This window comes from Pseudomonas sp. B21-048 (assembly GCF_024748615.1).
Lineage (GTDB): Bacteria > Pseudomonadota > Gammaproteobacteria > Pseudomonadales > Pseudomonadaceae > Aquipseudomonas.
The window spans coordinates 2963916-2983049 of record NZ_CP087168.1; the positions used below are offsets into that span (position 1 = coordinate 2963916).

Annotated in this window: 15 protein-coding genes; 12 read left to right on the forward strand and 3 right to left on the reverse strand. The window is 58.1% G+C overall.

Going from position 1 to position 19134, the window contains the following annotated elements:
- Positions 1–4: 4 nt before the first annotated feature.
- The 4 genes from LOY56_RS14055 (at position 5) to LOY56_RS14070 (ending at position 6681) form a co-directional block, all read left to right on the forward strand.
- Positions 5–2395: a hypothetical protein gene (locus LOY56_RS14055; protein WP_258614850.1), complete on the forward strand. Its 2391-nt coding sequence runs from the start codon at positions 5–7 to the stop codon at positions 2393–2395.
- 68 nt (positions 2396–2463) lie between these two features.
- Entirely contained in the window at positions 2464–3780 is a 1317-nt protein-coding gene (locus LOY56_RS14060; protein WP_258614851.1) for a hypothetical protein, read from the forward strand.
- A 3-nt stretch (positions 3781–3783) separates the two neighbouring features.
- Positions 3784–5595, forward strand: coding sequence for a hypothetical protein (locus tag LOY56_RS14065; protein WP_258614852.1), 1812 nt, complete (start codon positions 3784–3786; stop codon positions 5593–5595).
- Between the two features lie 30 nt (positions 5596–5625).
- Positions 5626–6681 carry a hypothetical protein gene (locus LOY56_RS14070; RefSeq protein WP_258614853.1) on the forward strand — a complete coding sequence of 352 codons (1056 nt, stop codon included), beginning with the start codon at positions 5626–5628 and terminating at the stop codon, positions 6679–6681.
- 261 nt (positions 6682–6942) lie between these two features.
- On the opposite strand, the gene LOY56_RS14075 is transcribed toward LOY56_RS14070, so the two are convergent.
- Positions 6943–9066 (reverse strand): TonB-dependent siderophore receptor, encoded by a 2124-nt coding sequence (locus tag LOY56_RS14075; RefSeq protein WP_258614854.1) that lies wholly within the window; start codon positions 9064–9066, stop codon positions 6943–6945.
- Positions 9067–9385: 319 nt separating this feature from the next.
- On the opposite strand from LOY56_RS14075, the gene LOY56_RS14080 reads away from it, so the two are divergent.
- Positions 9386–9781: a fe2+ zn2+ uptake regulation protein gene (locus tag LOY56_RS14080; protein WP_258614855.1), complete on the forward strand. Its 396-nt coding sequence runs from the start codon at positions 9386–9388 to the stop codon at positions 9779–9781.
- Here the strand turns inward: LOY56_RS14080 and LOY56_RS14085 are convergent.
- Together LOY56_RS14085 and LOY56_RS14090 are read right to left on the reverse strand one after the other, a co-directional pair.
- Positions 9771–9959, reverse strand: a complete 189-nt coding sequence (locus LOY56_RS14085; RefSeq protein WP_223486845.1) for a hypothetical protein — start codon at positions 9957–9959, stop codon at positions 9771–9773. The genes LOY56_RS14080 and LOY56_RS14085 overlap by 11 nt on opposite strands.
- 101 nt (positions 9960–10060) lie before the next feature.
- Positions 10061–10204 carry a hypothetical protein gene (locus tag LOY56_RS14090; protein WP_258622930.1) on the reverse strand — a complete coding sequence of 48 codons (144 nt, stop codon included), beginning with the start codon at positions 10202–10204 and terminating at the stop codon, positions 10061–10063.
- 337 nt (positions 10205–10541) lie between these two features.
- On the opposite strand from LOY56_RS14090, the gene LOY56_RS14095 reads away from it, so the two are divergent.
- The 7 genes from LOY56_RS14095 (at position 10542) to LOY56_RS14125 (ending at position 18756) form a co-directional block, all read left to right on the forward strand.
- On the forward strand, positions 10542–11783 hold the full coding sequence (locus tag LOY56_RS14095; protein WP_258614856.1) for an MFS transporter: 1242 nt from the start codon (positions 10542–10544) through the stop codon (positions 11781–11783).
- Positions 11784–11804: 21 nt separating this feature from the next.
- Positions 11805–12935, forward strand: a complete 1131-nt coding sequence (locus tag LOY56_RS14100) for an acyl-protein synthase (RefSeq protein WP_258614859.1) — start codon at positions 11805–11807, stop codon at positions 12933–12935.
- Between the two features lies 1 nt (position 12936).
- Entirely contained in the window at positions 12937–15339 is a 2403-nt protein-coding gene (locus tag LOY56_RS14105; RefSeq protein WP_258614860.1) for an aldehyde dehydrogenase family protein, read from the forward strand.
- Between the two features lie 65 nt (positions 15340–15404).
- Positions 15405–16694 carry a phenylacetate--CoA ligase family protein gene (locus tag LOY56_RS14110; RefSeq protein WP_408980334.1) on the forward strand — a complete coding sequence of 430 codons (1290 nt, stop codon included), beginning with the start codon at positions 15405–15407 and terminating at the stop codon, positions 16692–16694.
- On the forward strand, positions 16694–17710 hold the full coding sequence (locus LOY56_RS14115) for a GNAT family N-acetyltransferase (RefSeq protein WP_258614865.1): 1017 nt from the start codon (positions 16694–16696) through the stop codon (positions 17708–17710). Before LOY56_RS14110 ends, LOY56_RS14115 begins: the two co-directional genes overlap by 1 nt.
- A 165-nt stretch (positions 17711–17875) precedes the next feature.
- A complete protein-coding gene (locus LOY56_RS14120) occupies positions 17876–18322 on the forward strand; it encodes a DUF411 domain-containing protein (RefSeq protein WP_258614867.1) in 447 nt (148 codons plus the stop codon).
- Positions 18322–18756: a YqaA family protein gene (locus LOY56_RS14125; protein WP_258614868.1), complete on the forward strand. Its 435-nt coding sequence runs from the start codon at positions 18322–18324 to the stop codon at positions 18754–18756. Before LOY56_RS14120 ends, LOY56_RS14125 begins: the two co-directional genes overlap by 1 nt.
- Positions 18757–19134: the final 378 nt, after the last annotated feature.

The window sequence follows — 19134 nt, forward strand, 5'->3', positions numbered from 1 at the left end:
TGACATGAGCGTATTGAACTTCCCCCGCATCTACCTCAACGGCCATATGTTCTGGAACCCGCCGACGGCCAACAACAACGATGTGCTGCCGCTCTACGACGCGGTCAAGATGCAGATGAACTGGCGGTTTCTCGCTGAATACGGCATCGATCCCGAGAATGCCGCCAGCACCTTGATGCCCTGGACCATCGCGCCTTTGCCGCTAAGCGACGTACCGGCCTATGCCCAGCAAGTACCGGGCAATGCCAATCCGGGTAACTACCCGATGATTCCCGCCGAATGGGACCTGTTCGGTGACAACGCCTGCGGCACTGTCAGCTATGACCAGACCCGCTCCGTGATCATTGGCGGCGAGCTTCCTGGCGGTGGTTACGTCGACCAGGACGCGCTGATCGACAAGGGTTATCAACTGTTCGGCAGCCCCCTTGGCAGCACGAATCCCACCCCCGCCCGTTTCGTCGACGTCAGCCCCTGGCAGAACACCTTCACCGCGTTGTACTTCGACAAGCTGGTGCTGGGTGACGATCAGTGCGGCGTGACGCTCAAGCGTCAACACCGGATGCTCGATCGTTTCCTGAACTTCAACTGGGGGGCGTTGGGTGGCCTGATCTATGTCACCACGACCTGGCAGACCTGCTTTCCCAAAGAGAACCTGCAGTGGGTGATCGGCAACTCGCAACTGCTGAAAAACCTCCAGGAACAGATGGAGCAACAACACGCCAAGGGGCTGATGTTCAGGTTCTCCACCTACCTGACCTGCTACGACAAAAATGGCATTTTCAACAACTACCCTCCCATCAACACCCACTCCACAGACCCGCAAATACAGGCCAACGTGCAGGCGATGTATCAAAAAGGCCTGGATAACGTTGCCGATATTTTCTTCAACCCGGCCTACAGCCGCACCGCCGGCACCCTGGGTTTGTGGTTTGAGGATGAGTTCCCGACCGCGCCGGCGGGACGACGCCTGGCCCCCGCCTCCGCCATCAGCATCTACCAAAAAACGCCGGGCGATACCCACCTTCCTCCGGGTGTGGAAATACAACTGGGAGTGATCTCGACCCAGCTCCAACCCGACAGCGATACCCTGTCGCTGGATCTCTCGACTGCCTTCCCGTTCTATCCGCTCGACAGCAAGGCGGATATTCCAGTGGCGGAAAAATTTCAGGCAGGCGATTACGTGCTGGGGATAAACGACGCAGGCCAGTTCAGCCCCTTGGCCAGTTTCGGCTTCGAACAGTATCGACAGGCAGCCTTCGACAAACGCTCCGGCATCCTGGACTTGACGCTCAGCCCCGGAGCCCGGAAAAAGCTGCAAACCGGATCGCTTGAATTGCAACTGCAAGGCACGACTCCGGTGCAAGCCGCCACCCAGCAAATGTGGACCGCCGAGGTTGTCGAAAGCGCCAGCTTCATCGATGTCGGCGACAGCAGAACCCTGCAGATCATGGTGCAATACGACGGCCTTCCGGCTCCGGCCGGCACCGTGCTCTGGGTGGCGGAGTACGACAACGCCTTCATGCTGAGTACCAGCAACTACTACCTGGCGTTCAGCAACAAAGCCGACTTCACGCTGTTCTACGACTATCCGTTGAACCGCCAAAGCAACAAATCCAATCTGCCGCAATTTATCGATACCCCCAGCGAACACAGCCAGGCAAGCACGGGCAGTGGCCGCCGGCTCATGGCGTTGCACGCCGAGGCTCCCTTCGAGGTGCCGATCCCGGTCACCTATCAACAATACCTGTCGACACCCGCCTCGGTCTCCCTGGCCCCCAGCCTGGGCTTCAGCAATCCCATCGCCATGGAAGGAAAACTGCAGGATCTGCAGAACAGCACCGTGAACTATTGCGTGACGCAGATACAGACTGACGCCAAGGGCATCGCGCAATTGACCGTCAAAGGTCGGGCCCCTGGCTTTCCGACCCTGCGCTTCTTCGTGCAGGAGGGTGAACAGCCTCCCGAAATCCCTTTCAGTTTCAACTACACCGACGCCTATACCGACTTCCTGGCGCCTTTGCGTGTGCTGCCGCTGGAACCGAAACTGCAGGTGGACTTTGTCAATGAGTGGAACAAGATCTACTCGAAAACCGAGGCCCGGGTCCTGATCTGGGAAAGCTTCATCTATCCACGCATCCTGCAGCCCTTCTATTACCTGTACCCGATCATGAGCAAATACATGCCACTCAATTCCCTGGAGCGAATCGAAGGCGCCATCGACCAACTGATTGTGTTGATCAGCAAGGAGTACCAAGAGGAAAGCACCCTCGCCATGCCCATCACCCGCGACATGTCACAAAGCCGACGCGCTGTGCTGGAGCTCTGGGCACAGTCGCTGGTGAAACGCAATTACCCACCCGTCCCGCTCAACATGAGCGATTACGAACAAGGCTAAAACAACAACGCTTCACTCAGGACCACCGGGTGACGAGCCTGTCACCCGGCACTTCACAGGAGTGTCATATGAAAGCCAGCATCTTGAACCGATTGTTGCTGCTAACCCTGCTGCTCGGCCTGGCCAGCCTGCCGGCCCAAGCCCTGGAGCAGCCCCTGGACCAGGCCATGCCGTCGACGCAGGCCACCAGCCTGAACTGCCAGCCTCCCGGCACCGCGCCGGCCGCCTCGGCCAGTCAGGACCAGTTCGATCAGTACAGCTGGCAGATGTTCATCGCCTTGAACTGGCCCGCACAGAACGGGCAGCGAGGTGATCCCGACTGTAGCAAACAGCCTGGGGATCCCGGCTACACCGTCTGGCAGACCTACAAGACCGTGGAGGAAATCTTTCTGCCGCAAGGGGCCAACCCTGGTCCGTGGAATACCCCGCAGACCGCAAAAAGCCTGGGCATCATCAACATCGCCGCGCTGAAGAACAGCAGTCAGGTGAATGCCGTCGACCAGGCCGTCGGCGGCTGGCTGATCGACCAGGCCGGCAACCCGACCTACTACGACATCTCAGCCAACGAGACCTCTTACAACTACATTGTCGCCAACAACTTCTATAACGCCGATGTCGTGTCCAGAGCCAGCAACATCAACTTCCCCAACGGGGTCATCGAGGTCAAATCGAGCTGGCGCATCCTCACGACCTCTGACAATGCCAGTCACTACCTGACCATGCTCGCGCGCGTGGCCAAGTTCGACGACCAAGGCCAGCGCATCGGTGTCACCGAGGCGTACCTGGGCCTGGTGGGCCTGCACATCATTACCAAGGCGAACGGTTACCCACAGTGGATCTGGTCCACGTTCGAGCAGATCGACAACGTTCCGCCCAAGGCGCTGGTGAACGGCAAATGGGTCGACCAGCCGACATCCGGCACGGCCTATTCCTACTTCAACCCCGCCGCCCCCGCCGTCAGCCTTAACCAGTCCCCCTGCGACTGGCAGACTCAGGGCGCACATCTGGTCTGCGTGCCCAAACCCGGCACCACGTTCCAGACCCCGAACCCGCTGAACCGGTACACCCCGATCGCCGAGGTCACCAACGGAGTCAACAATCAATACCGCACCGATCCGGACCTGCAAAGAAGCGTACTGAAGTACTACCAGCTCATCACCACCCAACGCCCGCTGATGCCGGACAACCCCAGTAACCCACTGGGCCAGCCGACACCGGCCCTGTCGGCCAACGTGACCATGGAGAGCTACATCCAGCCCAACAGCAGTTGCATGAATTGCCACTCCATGGCGACACCGGTCAAGAGCCCCTACAAGGCCGATTTTTCCTACCTGTTCAAATTCGCCAATGCGCCCGTCGGCAAAACCACCAAGGACGAGGAATAGATCATGAGCATTCTCAATGGACCACGACTGAATTTCTGGGGCGGCATACGCACGGACGTCAGCCTGCCGAACAACTCCCCCACCATCCCATACGACGGCAATGACGAATGGCCGCTCTTCGACCTGACCACCTCGACCCTGGCACCGGGCGCCCAGTCTTACACCGATGATCAGTTGAACAACATGATCAACGCGCCCGACGGCGACTACTACACCGCCGGCGGCTGGAATCACTACGGGCAGCACGTCGTCGACATGCAGAACGCCTTGATCAGTTCGCAGGGTAGTCCGGGCAGCATCAACACCACCGGCGATATGGTGGGCCAGCCGGTCTATCTGCTCGGTTCGGTGGACCCGGTGACCGGACAGGGGCCCGTTTCCGGCCCGATGATGGTAGACCTGGACCCCACCTCCTCAACGACCACCCAGATTTTCGTCGGCGGTCTGCAAATTGGCGGTAACAGCGACATCCAATTGCTGATTCGCAGTAATACCGTGTGCAGCAGTTTCGACGTGGCGGGACGTGTGCTGTTGCCCGCGAAAATGGATGCGCCGGGATCTTTCCACGCCAGCGGTACGTTTCAACTGACCTTCCCTTTGAGCAGCATCGTCAGCTGGAACCAGAACAGCAGTGGCCTGCGCTCGATCATCAACGCGCCGGGTGCGACAGGCATCGTCCTGCGTTTCGTCATGTTCGAAATGTGCCCCATGATGACCACCGAACAACTGGATGCCGACTACGCCGCCGGCAGGTACACGCCCAACCCGAGCATCGGCAGGGTCATCGGTACACTGGCCCCGGCCTTCGCCGACGAGCCGCTGAACTGCCAGGCGGGCCGGCAACTGGTCAACCAGAGTACGGGCAATGCCGGTTATGCAGAGTTGGGCGAAAACAACGGTTACCTGAGCATCGACATGGTGAACGTCATTCCGAAGGAAACCTTCAGGGCCGTCAGGGACGACATCACCAGCCCTATCGGACCCAACGCGAACTACGGCCCCGTCACCTTCAGTGCAGGCACCACCGAACTGACCACCCTGGAGCCGACCAGCCGCTTTTTACTCGACTACTACGTGTATGGCGGCATCGTCGACCTGCCTCTGACCGCCAATAAACTGCAGGCGGTGCGGACCACTGCGCTGGCCATCAACGCACCCAACAAGGTCGCCGGGACCTCGCTTCAAGCCACCGAATCGACCTATCGAATCTATGCCGATCAGCGCAATGTCTACCTGGAGGACTACCCCAATGGCCTGTCGATCACTTTGCAGGTGAGGTATCTGGGCGGCCCGGTCCCCAGCGCTACCGAAATCGACCTGCAGGCCGCTGCGCCTGCTGCGTACGATCAACCGCAATACTGGGACTTCCTCGATTTTCCTTCCTCGCTGACCGTCAACACCGGCCAGCTCGAAATCAGTGTCCCCGTCACCGTCAAACCGGGTAGCGCCGCCCAAGCGGGTTTTGTCGCCCTGACCTGTACGGCCAATGGCCTTCCGAGCAGTGGCTACTTCACCAGCTTTCGCAAATACGCACAGACCGACTTCGGCATCCCCGCGGGCACCACCATTACCTGGGAGCGGATGTACCCGAACGTCTTGCGTTTTCACTACCTGGCCTTCCCCGCCATGTCGCGCTACATCCCGCTCAATCAGCCCGACGCGGTCAAGGGCGCCAAGAACCCCATCCTCGCCCGCACCTCGGACGCCTACAAAGGCACCACCCTGTTCATGCCCGTGGTGCGCTCGATGTCGCCCTGCCAGCGGGCGCTGCTCCGGGCCTACCTCACTGGTGAACCGTGGCAGCCGCCGCAGTAATCGTGCCCCTTGTCCATGGAGAGAGACCCTATGTCCATTCCCGTTCATATTCCGGCACAACCGACTGAAACGTTGTGCCCGAGCACCATCATCGCCGAGGGCCTGCTGAACCCTCGGGGCCTTTGTATCCAGGCCGATGGCAGCCTGCTGCTGACTGAAGCCGGTTCAGGCCTGCCGGACCAGCCCTTCAGCGGCCGCATCAGCCGACTGCGACCGGATCCGCACAGACCCGGCGCCTACCTGCCCCGCGAAACACTGGTGCAAGGTTTTCGCGCCATGAACATGCAGACCCGCATGCTGCGCGATGAAATCATGGGCTTGTCGGACATCGCCTGCGGTGACGGGCGCTGCCTGGTCAGCCAGACCGATTACGTCGAGGGCTCCAAACTGCTGGACCTGCAATACACCCCGCCCGAGCCGGTGTTTCACAGCCGTGGCAATCTGAATACGCTGTGTTACCACCCGACTCGCCGCAGTTGGCTGGCGGTCAAACCCGATACCAATCAGTTGGTGGAATTCAGCAGCGAACACGGTGAGCGCGTGCTGGTCCAGTTGCCCGAACTGGATCAAGGCCAGGAAGCCGTTCCCGTGACCCTGGTGTACGAACCGGCGACCGACGCCGTGCTGATCAGTCTGTTCTCTGGAGAATTACATGGCGACCCGACGCGCAAGGGCATCGACTTTGCCGACAAGGCAGGCCAGGTGATTCGGGTCTCGCCCGCCAGCGGGCAGATCGAGCCCCTGATTCGCGGCCTGCAACTGCCCACCGGACTGGCACTGTGTCCGAAGGGCAACGTGCTGGTCCTGGAACTCTGCGACCGCCTGCAGCAACCCTTGCCGCCGGACTGGAACGGCGAACCGCTGCATGGCGGCTTTACCCGTTTCAGCGGGCGGCTACTGAGCTGCAACCTGCAAACCGCCCAGGTCGCCGTGCTCGCCCGAGGCCTGGATACCCCGTCCAACCTGTGCCTGTTGCCGGATGCGGCACTGGTGAGCGAAGGCATGGGATTAATCGGCCGGCCACTGCCCACGCCAGACAACAACGTTGTCCCGTTGAGCGGCAGACTGCGACGGGTGCAGCTCTGAGAAACACAACATGGCGCAGTCCACCTGGGGCCGGGCTTGCTCGCGAATTCGGTGTGTGTCATTCAGCTTTGATGTTGACTGATACACCGTTATCGCGAGCAAGCCCGCGTGATGAACAGTGCAATGGCGAAATCAAAAAAGCCGATGACGATACGTTGTGCCATGCCTCGGCGGTCGCCACCGACGCGTTCGCCTTACATGCCCCGGTCTTGAGACTCCTGCGCACTCACGCCATGCACCCGTGCCCCAGGAATTTCCTCTCTACAAGGTGTATGAAATTCCCGCCTGCACGGTTCTCGGCGCGCCCGGATAGGCGTAGACATTGCCAAAGGCGCCTTCGTCGTAGTGGCTGTCGAACAGGTTCTTCAGGTCAAGGTTCAGCCGCAGGTGCTCGTTGACTTTGTAATAGCTGAGCAGGTCGACCACCGTGTAGCTGTCCATGGAGAAGGCAGTGGCCGCGGTCTGGCCGGCGCGCTCGTCGACGTACTTGGCGCCAAGCCCCAGGCCCAGCCCTTTGAGGTCGCCGTCCTGAAACTCATAGACGTTCAGCAGGCTGAAACTGTTGCGCGGAATGTTCACCAGGCGCGTGCCTGACTTCAGCACGTTGTCCTGGGTGACTTCAGCATCCACATAGGCGTAGCCACCGATCATGCGCCACTGCGGCGTGAGGTTGCCGGCCACATTCAGATCTAAGCCACGGCTACGAACTTCGCCCGCCGCCACGCTGAAGGTCGAGTCCACCGGGTCTGTCGTCAGGACGTTGCGTTTTTCGATCTGATACACCGCGGCATCCACGCTCAACTGGCGATCGAAGGCCTCCCACTTGACACCCACCTCGTAGGATTTGCCTTCTTCAGGTTTGAAGCCGCCACCGGTTCGACTGGCACCGCTGTTGGGCTTGAAGGACCGTGCCGTATCGGCATAAATCGCCACGGTCGGGGTCACGTCGTAGATCAACCCCAGGCGCGGGGTGACTGCGTTGTCGCTGTTGGTCCAGCTTGTACCGTTGACGAGGTAACTGTCGTAATCCTGTTCGAAGCGTTCGAAACGTACGCCTGCCAAGGCTTTCAAGCGCTCGGTCAGGGTCACCTGGTCTTGCACGAAAGCGGCGTAGGTCTTGAGGTTTTCCTGATCGTGGGTGGTGGTGCGAGTCAGCGCCGGACGCGGCTGGCCGTAGACCGGATCAAAAATATCGATGGGGTAGGCACCCACCGCCCCACTGGAGCGACGGATGATCGACTTGTAGTCGTAATCCTCATATTCGATGCCCGTCAGCAACGTGTGGTCGAATCCGGCCGTGGAAAAATGCCCGGTCAGGTTCAACTGCACATCCCGGTCGCGCCACTCCAGCTTGCGGTAGTTGAAGTTGCGTCCCAGCGTGCGGCCGTCGGCAGCGACACCGTTGCCTTCGATGGCATTGCCTTGCATGCTGCCGTCGAGCCACTGGCCGCCGCCGCCCAAGGTCCAGTCGTCGTTCAGGAAATGCTCGAAACGCACCTGCGCCATGTTGTTGTCGTTGTGCAGCTTGCCGATATCCTTTTCACCGAAAAAAGTATCTCGCGACGCGACGCCTGTCTGATTGCGATAGCGGGTCACACCCCGATCGAGCGGCGCGTTGTTGCGCATGAAATCGCCTTCGAAGGTGATACGGGTGGTGTCGTTGACCTGCCAACCGAGCACCGGCGCCACACCATAACGCTCGTTTTCGACGTGATCACGGAAGGTATCGCCACCCTCGCCTATCACGTTCAGCCGATAGGCCAGGCGCCCTTCGTCATCCAGCGGCCCTGAGGCATCCAGCGTGCCGCGACGCATGCCTTGATCGTTGAGCTGACTGCCCAAGGTGACCGTGCGCTCGGCCAGGGGTTGTTTGGATACCACGTTGAAGGTGCCGCCCGGGTCGCCACGGCCATACAGCGTGGTGGCCGGCCCGCGCAGGACCTCCAGGCGCTCGATGGTATTGGCATCAGGCATGTTCGGATAACCACGGTTGATCGGGAAACCGTTGCGGTAGAACTCACCGGTGGTAAAGCCACGCACGGTGAAAGTGGTCAGGCCCTGGCCGCCGAAATTGTTCGCACGGCCCACGCCACCGGCGTAATCGAGAGCATCTTGCAACCGGGTGGCACCGAGGTCTTCCACGACATCCTTGGTGACAACGCTGATGGATTGTGGGGTTTCATGAATCGGCGTGTCGGTGCGCGTCGCACTGGCCGAACGGGTTGCTCGATACCCCTGAACCGGCCCTTGGGCCGGTTCATCGTATGTGCCGTTGATGTCGATCGCTTGCAATTCCAATGACGCAGGACCGGTCGATGCTTGTTCACCCCAGGCAGCCTGGGAGATGGCTTGGATCACACACAGAGAAACGAGAGTTCGACGCATCAACATACAAACCTTAGAAGATACCGGGACATCAGGAGTCCGGCGGGAATTTATATGAATAGTATCAATTCCCATTTCCAGTTGATACTTTTTCCAAACTTGTCCGGCGAATGTCAGCGATCACCTGCTCTGGCTGGCTGCTTGCGTTTGCCGCAAGGCACGGCCCCAGAAATCGTTCCCGCACCCAGATCACGGCCCACTGACGCAATGGCGACGAATTTTCTACATAGCGGTCTTCATTATTTGCCTGCTCGTTCGTCGTATTGACTGAGAGCACCCATCACATTTTCCTGATCAGGCTCTGTAAAGGAGTTTTTGCATGTACAACCCGCAACTGCCAACGGACGGTAGCCATGCGCCAAAGGGCACCCCTGCGGGTTCCGGCGCTTTCAATCAACAGGCCGAACGTCACGGCAACGAACGGATCAGGTTTCTACTCAAGAGTTTTGGCCTGCGAACCAGTCTGATTCGCCTGAAAGTCATCGATGCCTTGCTGACAGCCGCCGAAAGCGACCGCAGCCTGGGGGTTCGCGGCGTACACAGCCACTTGCTGGACCTGGACATTCCTCTGTCCTTTCTCAGTGTCAGGGAAGTGTTGAAACGCTTGTGCGTTGAAGGCGTGATCGCCCTCAATCCGGACAAAACCTACTGCCTGCATCCACACGCCACCGCTGTTCTATATAGCGAGCAACCCGAGGCGTCGCTCAAGGCTTGACCTTGCGACGCATCACCCCGTTGATCACCACCACGACCACCGCCACCCCAATGGCGATGTACTGGAACAGTTTCTCTGTGATGATCCCTGCGTTTTGCAGCCAGGACAGGCCGAACATGATCCCCAGTACCACCAGGGAAATCAGAATCGAGTATTTCAAACGTTGCGACTGGGTCATTGCGGGTTCCTGAACCAAAAAAATGTATCCGGTTTGTATCCGATGGCGTGCCAAACCCTTACCGTTTTGCGGGAATGAGGGGCTGCGAACGGGGTCTCATGTTACAGCCGATGAAGAGTTTTGACTTCATTGCGGCGATAACCCATGAGGATTTCGAAATGTTCCGTCGAATCACACTGCTGATTCCCTTGCTTGCTCTCTTGCCCCTGAGTGGCTGCATCGTTTTCCCCCAGGGTGGCTGGCATGACGATCACCATTATGACCATGGCGCACCGGACCATTATCAGCATCGAACATTAAATAGTTTTTTGGCTGGATAAATAACCGACTTATTCACCCCAACACAAAAAACTTATCCTACAACCCCCCGTACAAATGCCTGCTTTATAGCGGGCATTTTTCGTGTAGGACAATTCTTATTCCGCTGGGATTTTATTTACCTTCCCCCTAGAAACTCCAGTCAGACACACAATGAAAAAGCGCTGAAGCTTTTTGCCTCAAATAAGCACGTGAAATTCCTCAGGGGCCATGTCTATTCTTGCTCTGCCGCCTTATCCAATTTTCGGCACCAACAGGAACATCATGCACAAACCTTTAATAGATATAAATTCGCCTCGACTACTTGGGTTTTGCCTTGCAATCACTCTTTTCGAACTGCTGACTTATATGGCCAGCGATATGATCATGCCGGCCATGTTGGCCGTAACCCATCAACTGAATGCCAGTGCGAGTCATGTTCCCTACGCCTTCAATCTTTATTTGGTCGGGGGCATTCTTTTGCAATGGCTTATCGGTCCGCTGTCCGATCATTTTGGTCGTCGCAGGATGCTGCTCATCGGCTGTGCGCTATTCGCTCTAGCCTGTGTTGCGGCGTTTTACGTGCAGAGCATCTTTGTCTTCAATGGTTTGCGCCTGATTCAGGGCATGGGATTGGGATTTGTCATCGCGGTCAGTTATCCAGCCCTGCAAGAAGTCTTCTGTGAAGCCGACGCAGTAAAGATCATGGCATTGCTGGGCAACGTGGCGCTGCTCTCCCCACTGCTGGGCCCCTTGCTCGGCAGTCTGATGCTGGAGTGGCTCTCCTGGCGTGAGCTGTTTCTACTGTTAGGTGTCGGCGGCACGATGGTCTGGTTGGGGCTTTATTGGTACATGCCGGAAACCGTGGGCGCCTTGCGTCAGGACGGTCAACGCCTGGCTGCCGTGCCCTTTGAATGGGGCGGCACGGTGCGCCGCTACGCTGCTTTGCTCACCAACATGCAGTTCCTGCGCGCTACCGTCGCCTTGGGACTGATGAGTCTGCCGTTGATTGCCTGGATCGGGCTGGCGCCGCTCTTGCTGATCCAGAACCAGGGACTTTCCACCTTGCAGTACGGCCTGTGGCAGATCCCGGTATTTGCGGCAGTCATTCTCGGTAATCTGATACTCAACCGATTGATTGCCAACACTGAACTGCCGCAACTGATTCGATACGCGCTCTGGCCGTTTTGCGGTGGGCTTATCGCGTTGGCCGCCATCACTTTGACCGGTGCTTCGACGCTCCTGTTGGTCAGTTGCCTGTCGCTTTACGCCATCGGCCTTGGCATGAGCAACGCCGCGCTGTACCGGCTCGCGCTGTTTTCCAGCGATGACAGTAAAGGGTTGGTCTCAGCCGCGATCGGCATGATCTCCATCGCTGTCATGGGTGGTGGGGGCTCGATTATCGCTGCCCTGGGTGCCGGTGACAGCCTTGAGGCTTTCGCTCTGATGGCCTGTCTCATGGGGCTATTGTGCCTGGCGCCCTTGAGATTGTTTCTGCGTCGTTCTCACATCCCGCTTGCGATCTGATACCAACCAGTAGGTTTTTTGATGATTCAACTACCCCATACCGATGCGCTTTGTGCGTTAACGCAACCCTATTGCCTGGATTCCGTGCCGGACGGCCTGTTCGACCAGGCCATGAGCGAAATCAGCCTGTTTCATTGTCATCACACGCCCGGCTACGAACGCTGGTTGAACGCTAATGATCTTGACGCCAACGCCCTCGAGACACTGGATGACTGGTCAAGGCTGCCGCCGATTTTCGCCAATTACTTCAAACGTCATTTGGTGTTCGGTCCCACAGGCGAAGGCGCGTTGGAACTGACATCATCCGGCACCAGCGGCCAAAAGAGTCGCATGCGCTACGACCATCGCAGCATGGCCGCGGCACAAGGCATGGTGAACCACATTTTCCGGCATTACGGCTGGGATACACCGGACAGCCCCTGCAATTATCTGCTCCTGAGCTATGAGCCGGAGGTGGCCATCACCTTGGGCACTGCCTATACCGATCAGTTTCTTTGCAGCTACGCCCCTGTCAATCGTGTCGCTTATGGCTTGCGCCTTACCGGCAAAGGTCACGAGTTCGATCTTTTTGGTGTGATTCGAGCCTTGCAAGAGTTTGCCGAGGAAGGATTGCCCGCTCGCATTCTCGGTTTTCCGGCGTTCCTTTCCCATGCCCTTCAGTGCATGGAAGACACCTGCGTGGCCGATTTGCAGTTGCCTGCCCAGTCATTGGTGTTTCTGGGTGGGGGCTGGAAAACCCACGCGGCACAGGAAATTCCCCTGCATCAGTTGTATGCCCGAATCAATCGGCAATTGGGTATCGACCTGCCCCGATGCCGGGACGGCTATGGCGCCGTAGAGCATGCAGTGCCTTATATCCAGTGCGCCCACCATCATTTTCATGTACCGATCTATTCGAAGGTTTTCGTGCGTAACCCATCCGATTTCACTGTTCAGCCATACGGCCAGCGCGGCTTGCTGGAATTCGTCTCGCCGTACATTTCGTCGAGCCCTGCCCATGCCGTGGTCATGGGCGATCTGGCAACACTACATCGGGGCGCCAGTTGCGGATGCGGTCTGCCAACCGATTGGTTCGAGCTGCATGGCCGTGCCGGCACCAGCGCCAGTCGCAGCTGTGCCATGGCCGCTTCCGAACTGATCGGAGGCGCTTGATATGTATCTGATCAATGGCCAGTTGCGTGATGACGTCACCCCGGAAAGCGCCCTCAAACTCCTTCAGAAACCATTGTCTCGGCTGCTTTCTTCACCGATCGATAGTGAGACCGTTATCGAGTCTGCCGCTCGCTTTGCCACGAAGTTGCAATCTCGTGACCTGGGTCTGTCCCTCGACGACGAGCAATGCCAGGGGCTGATCGATTTTTGCCAGCGCAGCAACCTGGACACAAAACTTGAGCGAGAGCTGGGCCTGCAACCGCGTTCGCTGCGACGTATCGACTATCGACAGCCATGTTTCGAGAGCTGGCATCCATTAGGGTTGGTGGTGCATATCACCCCCGGCAATGCGCCGTTACTGGCGTTCTGCGCAATACTCGAAAGTCTGCTGGCCGGCAATATCAACTGGTTGCGTCCCAGTGCCAGTGATCAGGGGTTGACCGCGCAGTTGCTCGCCGCCTTTGTGCAATGCGACAGCAGCGGCAGACTGGCCGAATTCGTAGCAGTTCTACCGGTTGGCACCTCACAGATCGCTCAACTTTGCGCCACGGCAGACGGCGTATCGGCCTGGGGTGGTGAAGCCGCGCTCAAGGCGATTCGTCAGCAGATTCCTTCGGGGTGCCGCTGGATCGATTGGGGGCACAAGATCAGCTTCGCCTATCTGTCACCTGAAGCGGCGGATCCTGCAGCGCTCGATGCCTTGGTAGATGAAGTTTGTCGCCTGGATCAACAAGCGTGCTCCAGCCCTCAATGGGTGTTGGTGGACAGCAACGATCCGGCGGTCCTGCACGACCTCGGAGAGCGTCTGGCCGAAGCCTTCAAACGTCGCGCCCAACAGTGGCCAGCGCTGGTACCGACAGACCAGGAAGCTTCGGAAATCACCACACGCACTGCCATGGCGCAGCTTGATCAGTGCTTTACCCATCAGACCGGTCAGGTGTGGACCGGCCCCGGATGGCGTGTCATCTGGGAACATCATCAGACGCTCGCGCCATCGCCGCTCTTTCGCACAGTGCTGCTCAAGCCAGTCCCACAGCACCTGCTCGCCGAATCACTGTTGCCCTGGCGCACCGTCCTGCAAAGCTGCGCGCTGATAGCCCCCCCTGCAGAAACGCCCGAGTTAGTTCGTACATTGGTCAACGCTGGCGTCACTCGTATTGCACCTTGCGAGACGATTCATGATGGCTACGCTGGCGAGCCTCACGATGGTGTTTATGCGCTGTCGCGTCTGAGTCGCCGCCTCTCAGTGAGCCTGGCTTCTGATGTCTCGATTGGCCGCTCAACGCTTGACCCGGTGCCGCCTGCCCCTGACACAGCCCGCGGCCCGATCATGGACAAAGCCACCTTCATGACCCAGCCGATCAGCCCCACGGCACAACTGTACTTCCGCTCCGGCGGTAGCAGCGGCACCCCGGCCCTGGCAGGTTTCAGCTACCAAGACTTTCAACGACAAATGCGCGCCGCGGCTGATGGCATGTTTGCTGTCGGGCTTGATCCGTCACAGGACCGGGTGATGAACCTGTTCTATAGCGGGAACCTGTACGGTGGCTTTTTCAGCTTTTCGAGCATTCTTGAACAGATGGGCGTTGCACATTTGCCTATGGGGGCTCACCAGGACGACGACTTCAGCGAAATCGTCCGACTGATCGTGGAGCAACGTGTCACCGTGCTGATTGGCATGCCCAGTACGCTGCATCGCCTGTTTTTCAAAGAGCAGGCCCGACTTCGCGACTATGCCGGTATCGGCAAAGTGCTCCTTGGCGGCGAGCATCCGGGGGAGGCCAGTCGACGCCTGATGGAAAGTTGCGGAGTGTCGACGATTCGTTCTGCTCTCTATGGATCCGTCGATGCAGGCCCACTGGGTCATGCCTGCCGGGCTATGGCAGACGGCGTGTTTCACTTGATGTGCGAAACCCAGTATCTGGAGATCGTTCAGTTCGAACAGGATGCCCCAGTACAGGTCAATGAGATCGGCCGTCTGCTATTTACCTCCCGCGCCCGGCAAGGTCAACGCGTTCACCGATATGACATCGGCGACACCGGCCGCTGGCTCCCCGGAACCTGCCCTTGCGGACTGGAAACCCCGCGATTCGAACTGCTGCAGCGGCACGGCAAGCTGGTGCGAATTGGTACGGAGTTCATTTCACCTTCGGCGCTGGAACACAGCGTAGGCGTCCCCATTCAAGTTGTTCTGGACTACACCGCCAGTGGCGTAGAACGAATGCAAGTTAGAGCGGACGCAGATACCACTTGGGTACGAGAAAAATTGCTGACCCATGAAGCATTGGCAAATGCCGTAGCCGCGGCATTGTTGGTTGTAGAAGTAACGGCATGCGCTGAACATGAATTCATACGAAACAAACACAGCGGCAAAGTCTCACTGATTATCGATCAAAGAATATAAAAATAAAACGTTTCAACGACCGTGTTTTTCAAACCAAAAAAAGCCTGATTAGAAAAGAGAATCCAGTGAAATCCAGTCATTCGCTCGAACAACTCGTGTCTTTTGTACGACAACACTCAAACTACTACAGCGAGCATCTGAAATATTTACCCACCACAGGTATTACTTTAAGAGATTTACCGTTAACCCATGTGGCCGACTATTGGACCGGCAGCAATGATTTGAGTCATTGGCCGGTCTTGACGGGAAACGTCGATGATGCGCTGGTGTTTAAAACCGGAGGTTCGACCAGTCAGGGCAAACTGGCGGTTTACGCCTACGAGGAATGGCAAACACTGGTCAGTACATTCGGAAACAGTCTCACTTCTCAATTGAATAATGGCGACCGCATCGCCAATCTGTTCTTTTCAGGGGATCTCTACGCCAGTTTTCTGTTTGTCCACGATTCCCTGGCCCATGTCGGACGATCCGTTTGTGAGTTTCCGTTTACCGGAGACATCGAGCTGGATGTACTGGCGGATGCGATCACGCGATATCGGATCAACGTTCTGGCCGGGGTGCCCGCACAGTTACTGCGATTCGCGGCCTACCTGACGCAGCATCGGCGTGTGCTGTGCGGGGTCGAGACGCTGCTGTATGGCGGCGAAAGCCTGTTTGCCCCGCAACTGGCAATCCTCGGCGAAGTATTCCCCAACGCTCGTATCGCCTCTATCGGCTATGCCAGTGTGGACGCCGGACTCATAGGCGCCAGCGATCGCGACTGTGCATTGGGCGAGCATCGTGTATTCGAACAGCAAACCTTGCTGGAAATTATCGATGAGCACACCGGTGAAGTGATTGAAGAGTGCGATCGCATCGGATTGTTGGTACTGACCAACCTGACACGTCGGCTCATGCCGCTGCTGCGTTACCCGGTAGGCGACCGTGCGTGTTGGCGTGAATCGACTGCAACCCCAATGCGTAAATTCGCCCTCAAGGGGCGCAGCGCCCACAGTCAGCGGGTACGAGTAGGTGTGCTGTCACTGTTTACCGAAGAAATACACGAAATCGTTCAGCGCGTAGCGCACAGCGAGCAATGGCAATTGCTGATCGAACAGACCGGCCCCAAGGATCTGTTGAGCGTGAAGTGGGTGCCCGAACCTCAGTTACAAACCGTCGAGCCGCTGCTCCGTGCATTGCGTGAAGCGCTGATTGCCCACTACCCCACCATCGACGACCTGAGCCGCGAGGGTCTGCTGGAGTTGCGGGTACTGACCTGCGCAGCCACCGACCTGAAGCTTCACCCTCGTTCAGGTAAACAACTGCGCGTGTTGGATCTACGAGTGTATGACGTTCCCCCACGGGAGCCCGTGTGATGACCCGGTTGATTGTTCGACCCTACCGCCCTTCCGATGCACATGCCGTGACCCGGTTGTTTCAAGAGGTCTACGGCGGTCATTACGTTCAACCGGATGTCTACCTGCCGAATATGATCAGTCAACACAACACCGAGGGTCGCTGGCAATCAATGCTGGCAGTGGACGGCGCAGACGTTCTCGGGCACGCCGCGTTGTGCCGCGATATCCCGTCGAATACCGCGGAGTTGGCTCTCAGCGTGGTGCATCCCGCCGCGCAGGGGCAGAGCATCGCGACTCGTCTTGGCCAGGAATTACTGATGAAATCAGACGCCCTGGGACTCAAGAGCATCTCGATCAAGCAAGTAACCCACCATCCCTACACTCAACGCATGGCAGGAAAAATCGGCTTCCACAGCACTGGACTGCTTCCCGATTTTGTCCCTTCGCCATTCGCCGAACCACTTCCGGAAACCATCGTGATGGGCTGTCACATGATTGACGGACACGCGCGCCCGCTCCCCGACATCTCTTGGCCCGCAAGCTGCCGGACGTTCATGCAGCACTTGTGTTCGGTGTTTGGAACCCAGCAAGACAAGGCATCACGGCCCGCGATGCCCTTGCAAATAAAGCAACAGCAGCATCGGTTCGATATTGTCATTCAGCGTTGGAACAGACGTTTGCTTGAGCAGATCAGACAACTTCCCAGGCACTGGCTGATCTCGGCAAGACTGGAACTGTCCCGACACTTCGCCCGGGACATGCACAGTTTTTCAGCTCTGGGCTTCGCCTTCACCGGCTTGATGCCCACGCCAGGTGATAATGGCTGGTTCGCCCTGTTTCATCGAGGCGTCCAGTCTCGATCCCTCAACCTGCACTGCGCGCACATGCAACGGCTGCATGACGACTTACAGCAAAACGCAAATGCAGGCAGCGTCGCGCAGAACGCCTGTCAGGCCAGTGAGCTCAATACTCAGCAACTGCTGGAAGCCAATAGCCGGGTAAGCGCGATCATAGGACGTTTCAAGGTTCGTTGATTGCAACAGGCTGGAATGCCCTCCCTGTGGCGAGGCGATCCGACGAGCTCCCTCGCCACAAATTCTTTACTCATGCTGTATTACTTCGAAACAATCCACCTCCTCTTCGCGAGAGAAAATGGTCAAAAATGCATCTTTTTGGCCACAACCCGAGACGAGACTCCCATGCGAACCCACCTGCGTCTGGTCGCCCTGAGCGCCCTCTTCATCTCCTCCCTGACCCAGGCCGCGGATCTGATTCCCATCGAAGTTCACCGCGACGCCAATTGCGGCTGCTGCAAGAAATGGGTCAGTCATCTGGAGGCCAATGGTTTCAAAGTTGAAGACCACGTCGAAGCCGACATGAGCCAATTCAAGCAACAACACGGCGTGCCACCTCGCCTCGCGTCCTGCCACACTGCCGTGATCAACGGAAAATTCGTCGAAGGCCACGTGCCAGCCGATCAAGTACTGGCCTTGAGCAAGCGTGACGACCTGTTGGGTGTTGCCGCCCCTGGTATGCCCATGGGCTCGCCCGGCATGGAAATGGACGGCATGAGCGATGCCTACCAAGTGATCGGCCTGAAAAAGGACGGCACTGAGGTGGTAGTGGCGGACTACCCCGCCCATTGATGTTCGGTGCCTACATCGGACTGTTTCTCGCGGCATTCGGTGCCGCAACGCTGCTGCCATTGCAGTCCGAAGCGGTTCTGGCGGGGCTGTTGCTCCACGACCAGTATTGGCTCTGGTCGCTGCTGGCAGTCGCAACGCTGGGCAACGTGCTGGGGTCGCTGCTGAACTGGTGGCTGGGGCGCGGCATCGAACGGTTTCGCGAACGGCGCTGGTTTCCGGTCAACCCTCGCCATCTTCAGCGAGCCCAAACACACTATCAGCGCTACGGTCATTGGTCGTTGCTACTAAGCTGGGTGCCCATCATCGGCGATCCACTGACGCTAGTGGCTGGCGTCATGCGCGAGCCACTGGGGCGTTTCCTGATGATCGTGACACTCGCCAAGGGCGCCCGCTATGGTGCGCTTGCCCTGGCCACGCTGGGCTGGATGGATTGAACGATCCTGCAGAGCCGGCCGGTTCGGCTGCTGGGCTGAGACCGCGTTATCGTTCTTCGCGGGCAAGTCGGATCGCCGCACCGCAATGGTGCAACCAACGTCCCATCACGCCCGATTATCGTGACTTTCCAGTCTTGATTTGACCCACGCAAAAAAACAAACACGCCCTTCGTCGGTGCGTCTCCCCCAAAGCCTCCAGATTTGTACTCTCTCTGAACCGATTGTCGAACAATTTACCCGGTTGAGCGGTCCTCCTCCAGGTTCTGGCCTAGACTGATTTCGCGGAGTAAAACCGGCTGGTCATTCGGTGAAAATAATCGAAACTTTTGGTGTTGGCCTCGTGTCAGGTAAAGGTAGGGCCACAGCGATTGGTGCATT